This window comes from Streptomyces huasconensis (assembly GCF_021028635.1).
Taxonomy (GTDB): Bacteria; Actinomycetota; Actinomycetes; order Streptomycetales; family Streptomycetaceae; genus Streptomyces; species Streptomyces huasconensis.
Genome location: NZ_CP086119.1, coordinates 4,875,272 through 4,887,582, shown reverse-complemented (window position 1 = coordinate 4,887,582; position 12,311 = coordinate 4,875,272). Strand labels below are relative to the sequence as shown.

The window sequence follows — 12,311 nt, the reverse complement described above, 5'->3', positions numbered from 1 at the left end:
GACGGCGCCGTCTGCCACGGGGGCGGACGGCGCCGTTCAGGGGGTGCGGGAGGTCACTCCCACTCGATGGTCCCCGGCGGCTTCGACGTGACGTCGAGGACCACGCGGTTCACATCGGCGACCTCGTTCGTGATGCGGGTCGAGATCTTGGCGAGGACGTCGTACGGCATGCGCGTCCAGTCGGCCGTCATGGCGTCCTCGGACGAGACGGGGCGCAGCACGATCGGGTGGCCGTAAGTGCGGCCGTCGCCCTGGACGCCGACGCTGCGGACGTCCGCGAGCAGCACGACCGGGCACTGCCAGATGTCGCGGTCGAGGCCGGCCTTCGTCAGCTCCTCGCGGGCGATGGCGTCGGCTTCGCGGAGCAGGTCGAGGCGTTCCTTGGTGACCTCGCCGACGATGCGGATGCCGAGGCCGGGGCCGGGGAACGGCTGGCGCTGGACGATCTCGTCCGGCAGGCCCAGCTCGGCGCCGACCATCCGGACCTCGTCCTTGAACAGCTTGCGCAGCGGCTCGATGAGCTTGAACTCGAGGTCCTCGGGGAGGCCGCCCACGTTGTGGTGGGACTTGATGTTGGCCGTGCCGGTGCCGCCGCCGGACTCGACCACGTCGGGGTAGAGCGTGCCCTGGACCAGGAACTCGACGGGCTGGTCGCCGGGGGCCTCGGCGACGATCTCCGCCTGGGCCTGCTCGAAGACGCGGATGAACTCGCGGCCGATGATCTTCCGCTTCTCTTCGGGGTCGGAGACCCCGGCGAGGGCGTTCAGGAACCGCTCCTGGGCGTCGACGACCTTCAGCTGCACACCGGTCGCGGCGACGAAGTCCTTCTCGACCTGCTCGGTCTCGTCCTTGCGCATCAGACCGTGGTCCACGTACACGCAGGTGAGCTGCGAGCCGATGGCCTTCTGTACGAGGGCGGCGGCGACGGCGGAGTCCACGCCTCCGGAGAGCCCGCAGATGGCGCGCTTGGTGCTGACCTGCTCGCGGATCGCGGCGACCTGCTCCTCGATGACGTTGCCGGTCGTCCAGTCCGGCTTGAGGCCGGCGCCGCGGTAGAGGAAGTGCTCCAGGACCTGCTGGCCGTGCGTGGAGTGCATCACCTCGGGGTGGTACTGCACGCCGTACAGCTTCTTCTCGTCGTCCTCGAAGGCGGCGACCGGCACGACGTCCGTGGAGGCGGTGACGGTGAAGCCCTCGGGCGCCGCGCTGCACGCGTCGCCGTGCGACATCCAGACGGACTGCTCGGTGGGGGTGCCCTCGAAGAGGGTGGAGCCGGCCTTGGAGACGGCGAGCGGCGTACGGCCGTACTCGCGGGCGCCGGTGTTGTCGACGGTACCGCCGAGGGTCGCCGCCATCAACTGGAAGCCGTAGCACATGCCGAAGACGGGGACGCCCGCCTCGAAGAGGGAGCGGTCGAGGGTGGGCGCGTGCTCCGCGTACACCGACGAGGGGCCACCGGAGAGGATGATCGCCGCGGGCTGCTTGGCGAGCATCTCGGAGACGGGCATCGTGCTCGGCACGATCTCGCTGTAGACCCGTGCCTCACGGACGCGACGGGCGATGAGCTGGGCGTACTGCGCTCCGAAGTCGACGACCAGAACGGTGTCGGGAGCGGCGGCAGCGTGGGGCGCTGATGGCACGGCGGCGGCCTTCCGGCGTTGAGCGTTGAGCGAGAGGCTCAGTGCGTGTGCAGGGGGTCTGTTTTGTCGATTCTACCGGGCTCGGCGGGGCCGCCCTCGTCGCATCCGACAGACCTTGCCCCAGGCGAACGCGGTCTGGACAGCCGTCTCAGCATCCGAGCCGCTCGCCGGACCGGATTGACCGGGCCCGCGCACGTGGGGGCATACTGGCCCCGTGAACAAGCACCTCGGCTTCCTCTTTACCTATGGCAACCGGCCCGCCGGCTGCCATGGTCGAGCTGCTTGATCCACTGACAAGCGACTTCCCAGGCGCCCCGGGCCGACAAGGCCCGGGGCGTTCTGTCATTTCCGGGCCTTGTCGCTCCGGGGCACCTCCGCCGAACCATGAGGAGCCCCGCATGAACGCCACCGCCACCACCGCTACCGTCCCCGCCCCGGCTGCGCCCGCCGCCTCCGCCGGGGCCCCCGCCGTCACCCCCGCCGAGAAGACCGGCGCCCGTACCCCCGAAGCCGTCGGGGTGATCGAGAACGCCCGGGAGCGGATCGACGCGCTCGACGACCGCATCATCGGCCTCGTCCAGGAACGGATGGCCGTCTCGGCCGTGATCCAGGAGGCCCGGATCACCTCGGGCGGACGCCGAGTGAACCTCTCCCGCGAGATGGAGATCCTCGCCCACTACAGGGACGCGCTCGGCAAGCCCGGTACGACGCTCGCCATGACGCTCCTGGAGCTGAGCCGGGGCCGCGTCTGAGCCTCGCGGCCGGGCGGCTGGGCGGTCGGGCGGCTGGGTACGAGGCGACAGGCGGCTGCGGACCTGAGTTCGGGTCGCTTCTCACCCGTACGGCGCGTGACCGGTTCCGGGCAGGCTTCGTTGGTCCGGATGTCCGTGCCAGCCAGGGGCGGGCCCGCAAGAACCACGCGTGGCTCCGCTGGAGCGATGAGGCGTACGGGTCCGTACGGATCATGTCGTACGCCGTGGGACCTCGCTCCAGCGATGTGACCGGACGGCAGGGGACAGCAGCCCGGTCACCCAAGAGAACGGTCGGCTCCGGGGACGCCCGGGGCCGACCGGCCTCCGTCCCGAACCGGTCGGAACCACCGGCCTCCGCCGGCATCGCCTGCCCTCCGCCCGCAATCGACTGGCCTTCGCCCCCGCCCGAGTCGACTGATCTCTCTCCGGATCGCTCGCATACCTCCCGATCAGCTCGCACACCGCCGGGTCAGCTCGCCTCCCCCGAGATCAACCCAAATCTGCCCAGATCGGCCCAGATCAGCTCGCGTTCCACAGGCCACGCCCGCCCCGCCGAGGTCCCCGCCCGCCCTGGCCGGAATCCGCCTCTCGACCGTCTTGGCCGCCCCGGACGTTTTCCGCATAGATGCGGCTATGGACGGGTCGAAACAGATGTGGTCGAAATGGTTGCGTCCCCGACAGCCCATCGAGCACGATGCCTATCAAGACAGGGCCAGCAGGCTTCCGTCCACCAGCTCATCGCCATTGGTCGATACCACGCGCGCGCCCTCGGTGCGCCGGGTCGGTCACCGGCGCACAGGCAGCGGCGCACTCCCCCCGGGCGCCGCCCCAGGCACCGACGCCGCCCTGACGTCGGTGCCGAAAGCGAAGGGCCCCGCGGGTCTGTCCCGCGGGGCCCTTCGATCAGTCGGGCGGGCGGCCGAGCGGCAACCGGCCACCCCCGAGAAAGCTGCTCTACAGTTTCTCGACCTTGGCGATCTGCGCGTCCACGATCTTCTCCGAGACGCCGAACTCCTTCGGCTTGAGGAGGTTGATCGAGTAAAAGGCCGCGAGCGTCGAACCGGTGCGCACCACGGTGAAGCTCATCGGCGTCTTCTGACCCTCGATGAAACCCACGAGCTTGTACGAGACCGCCTCGTCGCCCACCTTCGGGGCGGTCAGGGGGGCGACGTCGCGGTACTTGGAGCCGACGTGCTCGTACGCCTTGCACTTCTGCGTGGCCGTACGGAGACCGGCCATGACCTTCTCCGCGTCGTCCTGCTCGTGGGCGAGCAGCGCGAGGGTGGTGATCGTGGCGTCCAGTTCGTCGGGGCCGGTCACGGTGCGGCCGACGCGGGCCTTCGACGCCGGGTCGGTGGCGAACATGAACATGTCCGCGAGCGGCTGGCAGGTGGCCGGTTCGGCGGCCACGGTCTGCGCGGGCATGTCCGCCGCCGACAGCTTCTCGGTCTTGTAGCCCTTGAGGTCGCCCTTGGCGAGCACCGCCTTCTCGAGGTCGGCGGCGGACAGCACGGCCGGCTTCGTGGCGGACGGCTTCGGGTCCTGCGCGGACTTGGCCGGTTCCGACGGCTTCTTGCCGCCGTCGTCGCTGCCGCACGCTGCGGTCAGACCCAGCGCGGCCGTGACGGACGCGGCCACGAGGGCCCGAGACACAGATGACTTCACGTTTCCTACTTTCCTTCACGCGGCGCAGGTGACACACCCGCGCCGAGGCGAAATGAAAGCCGCAAACTCGCCGACTTTGCCAGCGATTTGCATAACGATCAGAAACCGCCGAAAAGGTTGTACGGGTCGTGCGGGGAATCAGAGTCTGCCGAGCTGCGCGTCGACGATCGCGGCCGCCACCTTCGGGTCCTCGTCCGCCTTGGGCGTGCCGACACTCTCCATGCCGTTCCGCTCGGCCTCCCGGTCGTGCTGGACGCCCTCGGGGTCGTACAGGTTCGACGCGTCGAAGACCGCGAGCGTGCCGCCGTCGCGTACGACTGTGATCGTCTGCCGCGCCACGTACTCACCCATGGGGTGGGCCAGCTTGTACGAGACCGCCTCGTCACCGCCGACGTTCGGCTTGTTCGCCCCAGCCGCCCCAGCCGCCCCGGTCGCCTCAGTCGGCCTGACCCCGAAGTAGCGGTGGCCGCCGACGTGGAAGGTGGCGCACTTCTTCGCCTTCGACGCCGCCCGCAGGTCCGCCATGAGGCGCTCCGCGTCGGCCTCGGCATAGGCGGACAGTCCGACGCGGGTCGTCGTGGAGTCCTTGTCGTCGGTACGGGTCAGGGTGCGGCTGACGTATGCCTCCGGCCTCGGTGAGGTGCCGGTGCCGAGGATGTCGGCAAGCGGGACACACCCGGCAGGGTCGGCCTTCCCCGCCTTCCCAGGGTTCCCTACCTGCCCGGGATTCCCCGCCTTCCCGGGATTCCCGGCGCCCTTCGGCTTCTCCACCTCGTAGCCCTTGACGTCACCCGTCGCGAGAGCCGCCTTCTCCAGCCGGGCGGCCGCGGCGCCGCCCTTCGCGGAACCCGCGCCCGGCTTCCTCGACTTCCCGCCGTCGTCGCCGCCGCTTCCTCCGCAGGCCGATGCCGCCCCGAGAGCAGCCACGATCGACACGGCCACCACGACACGCGACACAGCTGACTTCACGATCATTCCCTCAGATTGTTCCCGGCCCGGCCGTTTGTCCCTGGCCCGGCCGCGGTCACTCGCACCCCTTCTACGACGGAGGAAGATCGCGTCCGGTTCCGTTCCGGGCGCCGGAGCCGCCGATCACGTGAGACCCACCGAGCACGCGGGACCACCGATCACCTGAGACCCACTCACCAGCCCCAGATCCAGAACCGGAACGGGCTGAGCAGCGCGATCGCCAAGGCCATGCCACCGATCACGATCACCACGCTCAACACCCGGCGGCCGCGCTCGGAACGCGGGTCGCGGCGCGGACCCGTGGGCGCCGCACGCCAGTCGTCGGGCCGCCAGCGCACGGGCTCGGCGTCATCACGCCTGGCGCGCCGGCGGCGCAACCGCCCCTTGCGCTCGGCCTCTTGGCGCGCGGCCTCCTCGTCGAGCCGCCGCAGCCTCTCGGCCACCATGCGGGCACGCGCGGACGGTTCCTTCGGCGCCGTCGAGCGGATGTCCCGCTCGCTGTCCCTCTCGAACTGCTCCCACACCTCGTCGGGTATGGCCAACGCTCTTCCCTCCCCTGCTCTCTCGTTCCCCCATCGCCCCCTCGGGCGGGGGCAGTTCTACGGCACCCCGTCTCGACGACACAAGGTCTGTGATGCAGGCCACACAAGATTTCGGCGAAGGCGAGGACAACCATTTACCGGGATCGCAGGTCATGCATGCAGTAACAACAGCCACATCCGCGGCCCACCGCGGGAACTTCCCTTTCCGCGCTGCCGACCAGGTGGCGCGCCGGACTTTATGAGGTCTCATGAAGCTTCGCCGTGCCATGGCAGCAGCGGCCGCCACGGCTGTCGTAGCGCCGCTGGCGCTCCTGTCCGCACCGGCCGCGTTCGCGGCCGAGGGATCTGTCTCCTCGACGGCCGCGTCGTCCGGGCAGGACAAGACCCCTGCCCCCACGAGCACGACCACCGACGGGCCCAAGCAGACCCCGGACCCGGCGCAGGACACCACGCAGGACCCGACGCACAAGCCCACCAAGAAGACTCCCCTGCCGAAGCCGCAGCTTCCGACCGAGAAGCCGACCAAGCCCACCAAGCCGTCCAAGACGGGCGAGCCCGGCGGGACCGCGGAGGACGAGGACGAGAAGAAGCCGGGCAAGTGCAAGGTCAAGGGCGGCGGCGTCGACCCCGACTCCGTGCTGGAGATCGAGTTCTCCGGCCTGCCCGAGAAGATCGTCGCGGGCAGCGGCTGGCACCCGTTCGAGCTGTCCGCCACCAACCCCACCGACGAGCCGCTCGGCGAGGTCGAGTGGTCCGTGTTCCTGAAGAACAAGTCGAAGACGGCCGACAAGCAGAGCTGGCTGCGGAAGTACGCCACCCTTCAGTACCTCGACCCCGAGACCGACACCTGGAAGTCGGTCAAGAGTGAGAAGGGCGGCGTCGCCCACGGCGTCATCGACCTCGGCGCCGAGGAGATGGCCGACATCGAGCTGCGGCTCAACGTCAACGTCAAGGCCCCGGCCGGCAAGGGCTACGCCTTCGGCCTCGGTGACTATGTGGACTCCGAGCTGGACTGCACGCGCGAATCCGGCTCGTACGAGCCGCTGACGATCAGCAAGGCCGCCGACCAGAGCGAGCACCCGGGTACGCCGAAGCCGAAGCCGACCCTGACGCCGACCGCGCAGCCCTCGGCGACGCCGTCCGCGACCTCGACCCCCGCGCCGCAGGGCACCGCCGACGGGCCGGTGGACGGCAGCCTCGCCGAGACCGGCTCCAGCTCGGCACTGCCGGCCATCGGCCTCGTCGGCGGCGCCGCGGTGGTCGTCGGCGCGGGCGCGGTCTTCGTCGTACGTCGCCGCAAGAGCGACACCGCCGCGTAAGGCACAGCGGCACCTGATCACGCGGAAGGACCTGCGCTCGGAGGGGGGCGCAGGTCCTTACGTGTATCTCCGGCCCCGCTCACTTCTTGGGCGGCACCGCCGGCATCCCCAGGAACGGCAGCCTCAGCGCGCCGAAGGCGTCCGCCGGGACCACCGGGGTCTTCGGTTCCACGGCCGTGAGCCGTTCGTACGGCCGGCCCTGCGCCGGACGCGGGTCCTCGCCGCCCTTGTTGGGCCAGAACGACATGGCCCGCTCGGCCTGCGCGGTGATCGTCAGGGACGGGTTCACGCCGAGGTTCGCGGAGACCGCGGCGCCGTCGACCACCGAGATCCCCGGGTGGCCGTAGAGCCGGTGGTAGGGGTCGATGACGCCGGTCCGCGCGGAGTCGCCGATGGGGCAGCCGCCGAGGAAGTGGGCGGTCAGCGGCGTGCCCATCAACTCGCCGATGTTCGACCCCGCGAAGCCGTTGATCTCCTGGGCCAGGAGCGTCGCCGCGCGCGTGGCCTCGGGAATCTGGTCGGGGTTCGGGGCTCCGTGGCCCTGGCGGGCGGTGAGCAGGCCCTTCCCGAGGCCCTTCTCCTTGCGGTACGTGGTCAGGGAGTTGTCGAGCGACTGCATGACCAGGCCGATGATGGTCCGCTCCGACCAGCGCCGGTTGGAGAGCGAACGGATCAGGAGCGAGGGGTGGCGGGCGACGTTGCCGAGCCAACCGGCGACCCGCGCCTTGCCGCCCTTCACGCTGTACGGGACCTGAAGCACCGTCAGACTGCCCATGGCGTTGGACTTCCTGCCGTAGCGGACGGGCTCGATGTGCGTGGTCGCGTTCGGGTGGATCGACGAGGTGATGGCGACGCCCTTGGTGAAGTCCACCCGCTTCTGGCCGTGCCGCTTGCGGTAGCGGCGGTCGGTCGTCTGGGCGCCCACCAGGGCCTCGGAGTTGGTGCGCGTCAGCGTGCCGAGGCGCGGGGAGATGCGCGGGAGCAGACCGGTGTCCTTCATGCGGTGCAGGAGCGTCTGCGTGCCGTACGTGCCGGCGGCCAGGACGACCTTGCGGGCCTTGAAGACCCGCCCCTTGCCCTTGCGCTTGTCGTCGGTGGGCAGGGTGGCCACCGCGTAGCCGCCCCGCGAGTCCTCGGTGACGGCGACGACCGACGTCATCGGGTGGATGACCGCCCCGGCCTTCTCGGCCAGGTAGAGGTAGTTCTCGTTGAGGGTGTTCTTCGCGCCGTGCCGGCAGCCGGTCATGCACTCGCCGCACTCGGTGCACGCCCGCCGCGAAGGACCCGCGCCGCCGAAGTAGGGGTCCGGTACCTCGCCGCCGGGCCGTGTCGTCGACGTACCGTCCGCGTCCTCCTTGTCGCCGAAGAAGACGCCGACGGGGGCCATGTGGAAACTGTCCCCGACACCCATCGCCTCGGCGGTCGCCTTCAGGTGGACGTCGGAGGGCGTCGTCGTCGGGTTGAGCCGCACGCCGAGCATGCGCTTGGCCTGCTCGTAGTAGGGGCGCAGCTCGTCCTGCCAGTCCGTGATGTCCTTCCACTGCGGGTCCTCGAAGAACGGCGCGGGCGGTACGTAGAGCGTGTTGGCGTAGTTCAGTGAGCCGCCGCCGACTCCGGCGCCCGCGAGGACCATGACGTCGCCGAGCAGGTGGATGCGCTGGATGCCGAAGAGGCCGAGGGCGGGGGCCCAGAGGTAGTTCTTGAGGTCCCAGGAGTTCTTGGGCAGCGTCGCGCGCGTGAAGCGCCGTCCGGCTTCCAGTACCCCGACGCGGTACCCCTTCTCGGTCAGGCGCAGCGCGGACACCGCCCCGCCGAAGCCGCTGCCCACGACGATGACGTCGTAGTCGTACGACGCCTCGTCACCCGCCTGGTTCCGGACAGAGCTGTCCTGTGACATCGACTCTCCTCGTTGAGAACGGGCGCGCGGTTCCCCGCGCCTCTTCGGGGCGCTAGCGCAGGCGAAGCGCCTTCATGACCTTCAGGCTCGTGCTCATGAACGCCGCGTACTTCTCGTCGTCGAGGCCGAAGGAGGGCGCCATCGGCACGAGCCGCTGCTGGGCGACGGTCTGCGCCTCGGTGAACTTGAGGATGCCCTCGGAGCCGTGCCGGCGGCCGAGGCCCGAGTCCTTCATGCCGCCCATCGGGGACTGCACGCTGCCGTAGGCGGGCGCGTAGCCCTCGTTGATGTTGACGGTGCCGGTGCGCAGGCGGGCGGCGATCTCGCGGCCGCGGCGGCCGTCCTTCGTCCAGACCGAGGAGTTGAGGCCGGACGACGTGGAGTTGGCCAGCTCGACCGCTTCGTTCTCGTCCGTGAAACGGTAGATCGAGACGACCGGGCCGAAGGTCTCCTCGGCGCAGACCGCCATGGGGGCCTCGACGCCGTCCAGGATGGTCGGCTCGAAGAAGTAGGGGCCGATGTCGGGGCGCGCGACGCCGCCCGCGACCACCGTGGCACCCTTGGCGACGGCCTCCTCGACGTGCCGGGACACGGTCTCCAGCTGCCGCTCGCCGACGAGCGAGCCCATGTCGGCGCCGTACGCGAGGGACGTGCCGAGCCGCATCGCCCTGGTCCGCTCGGCGAAGCGCTCCACGAAGCGGTCGGCGATGGACTCGTGGACGTACAGCCGTTCGATGGAGATGCACAGCTGGCCCGCGGAGGAGAAGCAGGCGCGCACCGCGCCTGCCGCGGCCTTGTCGACGTCGGCGTCGTGCAGGACCAGCATGGCGTTCTTGCCGCCGAGTTCGAGCGAGACGCCGACCAGACGGGCCGCGGCGCCCCGCGCGACCTCGCGGCCGGTGCGGGTGGAGCCGGTGAAGGAGACGTAGTCGGCGTGCTTGACGACCTCGGGGCCGACGACCGGACCCTCGCCGAGGACGACCTGGAAGACCTCGGACGGCAGGCCCGCCTCGATGATCAGGTCACGGGCCCACAGGGCGGTGAGACAGGTCTCCGTGTCGGGCTTCATCACCAGCGCGTTGCCCGCGACCAGGGCGGGCAGCGCGTCGCCGATGGAGAGTTCGAGCGGGTAGTTCCAGGGGGCGATCTGCCCGACGACGCCGCGCGGCTGGCGGTTCTCGGTGACCTTGGTGAGGGCCGGGACGACGCCGGTGTGCCGCTTGGGGCTCAGGTACGAGGGGGCCTTGCGGCCGTAGTGCCGGGCGGCGACCGCGACGGCCTGGATCTCCTCGTGGGCGTGGAGGCGGGCCTTGCCGGTCTCCAGCTGGATCAGGTCGAGCACCTCGGCCTGGCGCTGGAGCACCAGGTCGTGGAAGCGGAGCAGGACGGCCGCTCGCTGCCGCACCGGGGTGCGGGCCCAGGCGATCTGGGCGGTGCGGGCGCGCTGGAACGCGGTGACCACGTCCTCGGGGGTGGACTCGGGCAGGTCGGCCAGCTTCTCGCCGGTGAACGGCGTGTGGTTGGCCGTGCGCCCCGACCCGATGACGTCACGCGTGAGCTGGGCGATCAGCTCGGGCGTGACCACGTCGGCGGCGGTACGCGCGCCTGCGGGGGCCGGGGCGGTCGGGTTGGTTCCGAGGGGCGCTGCGGTGGCCTGCGAGTCCGTCATGCCCGTGAGCGTAGGCCCACGTCAGGGTTTTGGGTACCCATCGGTAACGGGCTTCACGGGCCACTCACACGGCGCCAGTGATTGCTGGCGACAAAGCCGCTGATCAGGGCGTTGACGCCCGCCGCGCCCCTCGCGACACCCGCCTCAGAGCTTGTCGAGCTCCAGCTTCGCGATCGCGGTCCTCGCCACCTCGCGGCCGCGGGCCGTGAAGTCGCCCTTGCCCGGGTAGTCGATCCACAGCCGGTACATGTCCCCCGACTTGGTGCGGTAGTAGAAGATCTTGGCCTCGTGCGGCAGCGCGGTCTGCGAGTCGGTGTACGTGACCGTGTTCTCGGCGGAGGCCCGGTCCTTGTAGGTGGTCTCCTTGGTCTTCCCCTCCGGCGCGGGGTCACTGCCCATCCTGCTGATCGACGACTCGCCGCTCTCCTTGAACTTCTCCATGTCGGCGTACGCCTGGGCTGCCGACGTCCCGGCGATGTCCTGGAGGGTGTCGCCCTTCTCCGCGAGGTCGAGCGTGATGAAGACGGCGCCGCTGGGGTCGGTGTACCGCACCCAGGTCTTGTCCGTGGCGCTCGCCTCCGGCTTGCTCTCCGCGTACTGCTCCGGCGCGAAGACGGTGGCGGCGACCGCTGTCGCCTTGTGCTTCTTCCAGCCTTCCGCCGCGTCTGCACCGCCGAACGGGTTCACCGCCACCAGCACGCCCGCCGCCACCGCCGCGACGACCACCCCGGCCATGACGGCCAGCACCTTGCGGCTCAGGAAGACGCCCTTGCCGTCGCGTCCGGTGCCGCCGCCCGCGACCGTGACGACCTGCGTCGGCGCGGGCAGCGGCGGCTTCGCGGCCTCCTCCAGGAGGGCGCGGACCTGCGCGGCGTTCGGGCGCTGGGCGGGGTCCTTGGCCAGCAGGCCGTTGATGGCCCGGGCGAGCGGTCCCGAGGCGGAGGCGGGCGCGGCGGGCGTCGCGTTGAGGACCGACTGGAGTGTCGCCGGGGTGTTGTTGCGGCGGAAGGGCGAGACTCCCTCGGTCGCGGCGTACAGCACGACGCCCAGCGACCAGAGGTCGGACGCCGGTCCCGGACGCTGGCCCAACACCCGCTCCGGCGCGATGAATTCGGGCGAGCCGACGAAACCGCCGGTGTCGGTCAGGTTGGTCTCGCCCTCGATCTGGGCGATGCCGAAGTCGGTGAGGACCACCCGGTCGTGCCTGCCGAGCATGACGTTGTCCGGCTTCACGTCACGGTGCAGGATGCCCGCCTGGTGCGCGGCGTCCAGGGCGTTGAGGACCTCCAGGCCGATGCGCGCGGCGTCGCGCGCGCCCAACGTGCCTTCCTGGAGCGCGGCGCCGAGCGAGCGGCCCTGCACCAGCTCCATGACGATCCACGGCTGCCCGTCCTCGACCGCCACGTCGTGGACGTTGACGACCGCGGGGTGGTCGAGGCGGGCGGCGGCGCGGGCCTCACGGCGCATCCGTTCGAAGGCGTTGGCACGCTCGCGCTCGGGCAGGTGGTCGGGCAGCCGCGGCTCCTTCACGGCGACCTCGCGGTCCACCGTCTCGTCCTTGGCGCGCCACACCGTGCCCATGCCGCCGTGGCCGAGCTTGGCCAGCAGCCGGTAGCGGCCCGCGATCAGCCGCCCGGCACCGGGGTCCGGCTCGGGCACGGCGGCCTGCTGCGCGTACGGGTTGCCCGGGTGCGCGCCGCCGCTCTGCCCGGCGCGCCCCGGAGCAGGCGCGCCCGGGGCGGCGGGCTGCCCCGGAACACCGGGCCGGCGCGGCGGTTGCAAATTGAAACTCGTGGGCTCGTACGGACCGTAGGAGGCTCCCCCGTCATTACTCATGCCCCCATGACTACCCTGCGGC

9 protein-coding genes are annotated in these 12,311 nt (G+C 70.8%); 2 read left to right on the top strand and 7 right to left on the bottom strand.

The window, feature by feature from the left end:
- Positions 1–53 precede the first annotated feature (53 nt).
- On the bottom strand, positions 54–1,640 hold the full coding sequence (gene guaA / locus J2N69_RS22405; protein WP_230902332.1) for a glutamine-hydrolyzing GMP synthase: 1,587 nt from the start codon (positions 1,638–1,640) through the stop codon (positions 54–56).
- Positions 1,641–2,038: 398 nt separating this feature from the next.
- On the opposite strand from guaA, the gene J2N69_RS22400 reads away from it, so the two are divergent.
- Positions 2,039–2,392 (top strand): chorismate mutase, encoded by a 354-nt coding sequence (locus J2N69_RS22400; RefSeq protein WP_230902331.1) that lies wholly within the window; start codon positions 2,039–2,041, stop codon positions 2,390–2,392.
- A gap of 954 nt (positions 2,393–3,346) precedes the next feature.
- Here J2N69_RS22400 and J2N69_RS22395 read toward each other — a convergent pair.
- The 3 genes from J2N69_RS22395 to J2N69_RS22385 form a co-directional block, all read right to left on the bottom strand.
- Complete coding sequence (locus tag J2N69_RS22395; RefSeq protein WP_230902330.1) at positions 3,347–4,057, bottom strand: hypothetical protein; 711 nt, start codon at positions 4,055–4,057, stop codon at positions 3,347–3,349.
- Between the two features lie 138 nt (positions 4,058–4,195).
- A complete protein-coding gene (locus J2N69_RS22390; RefSeq protein WP_230902329.1) occupies positions 4,196–5,026 on the bottom strand; it encodes a hypothetical protein in 831 nt (276 codons plus the stop codon).
- A 173-nt stretch (positions 5,027–5,199) separates the two neighbouring features.
- Positions 5,200–5,568 (bottom strand): hypothetical protein, encoded by a 369-nt coding sequence (locus tag J2N69_RS22385; RefSeq protein ID WP_230902328.1) that lies wholly within the window; start codon positions 5,566–5,568, stop codon positions 5,200–5,202.
- A gap of 248 nt (positions 5,569–5,816) precedes the next feature.
- Between J2N69_RS22385 and J2N69_RS22380 the strand changes: the two genes are divergently transcribed.
- Complete coding sequence (locus J2N69_RS22380; RefSeq protein ID WP_230902327.1) at positions 5,817–6,887, top strand: LAETG motif-containing sortase-dependent surface protein; 1,071 nt, start codon at positions 5,817–5,819, stop codon at positions 6,885–6,887.
- Between the two features lie 79 nt (positions 6,888–6,966).
- On the opposite strand, the gene J2N69_RS22375 is transcribed toward J2N69_RS22380, so the two are convergent.
- From J2N69_RS22375 to J2N69_RS22365, 3 genes are all read right to left on the bottom strand, one after another.
- Entirely contained in the window at positions 6,967–8,784 is a 1,818-nt protein-coding gene (locus tag J2N69_RS22375; RefSeq protein ID WP_230902326.1) for a GMC family oxidoreductase, read from the bottom strand.
- Between the two features lie 52 nt (positions 8,785–8,836).
- A complete protein-coding gene (locus J2N69_RS22370) occupies positions 8,837–10,453 on the bottom strand; it encodes a succinic semialdehyde dehydrogenase (RefSeq protein ID WP_230902325.1) in 1,617 nt (538 codons plus the stop codon).
- A gap of 144 nt (positions 10,454–10,597) precedes the next feature.
- A complete protein-coding gene (locus tag J2N69_RS22365; protein ID WP_230902324.1) occupies positions 10,598–12,289 on the bottom strand; it encodes a serine/threonine-protein kinase in 1,692 nt (563 codons plus the stop codon).
- Between the last annotated feature and the right edge of the window lie 22 nt (positions 12,290–12,311).

Coding starts and splice junctions, on each gene's coding strand:
- J2N69_RS22365 (WP_230902324.1), bottom strand. CDS start 12,289: ATGAGTAATGACGGGGGAGCCTCCTACGGTCCGTACGAGCCCACGAGT.
- J2N69_RS22370 (WP_230902325.1), bottom strand. CDS start 10,453: ATGACGGACTCGCAGGCCACCGCAGCGCCCCTCGGAACCAACCCGACC.
- J2N69_RS22375 (WP_230902326.1), bottom strand. CDS start 8,784: ATGTCACAGGACAGCTCTGTCCGGAACCAGGCGGGTGACGAGGCGTCG.
- J2N69_RS22400 (WP_230902331.1), top strand. CDS start 2,039: ATGAACGCCACCGCCACCACCGCTACCGTCCCCGCCCCGGCTGCGCCC.
- J2N69_RS22380 (WP_230902327.1), top strand. CDS start 5,817: ATGAAGCTTCGCCGTGCCATGGCAGCAGCGGCCGCCACGGCTGTCGTA.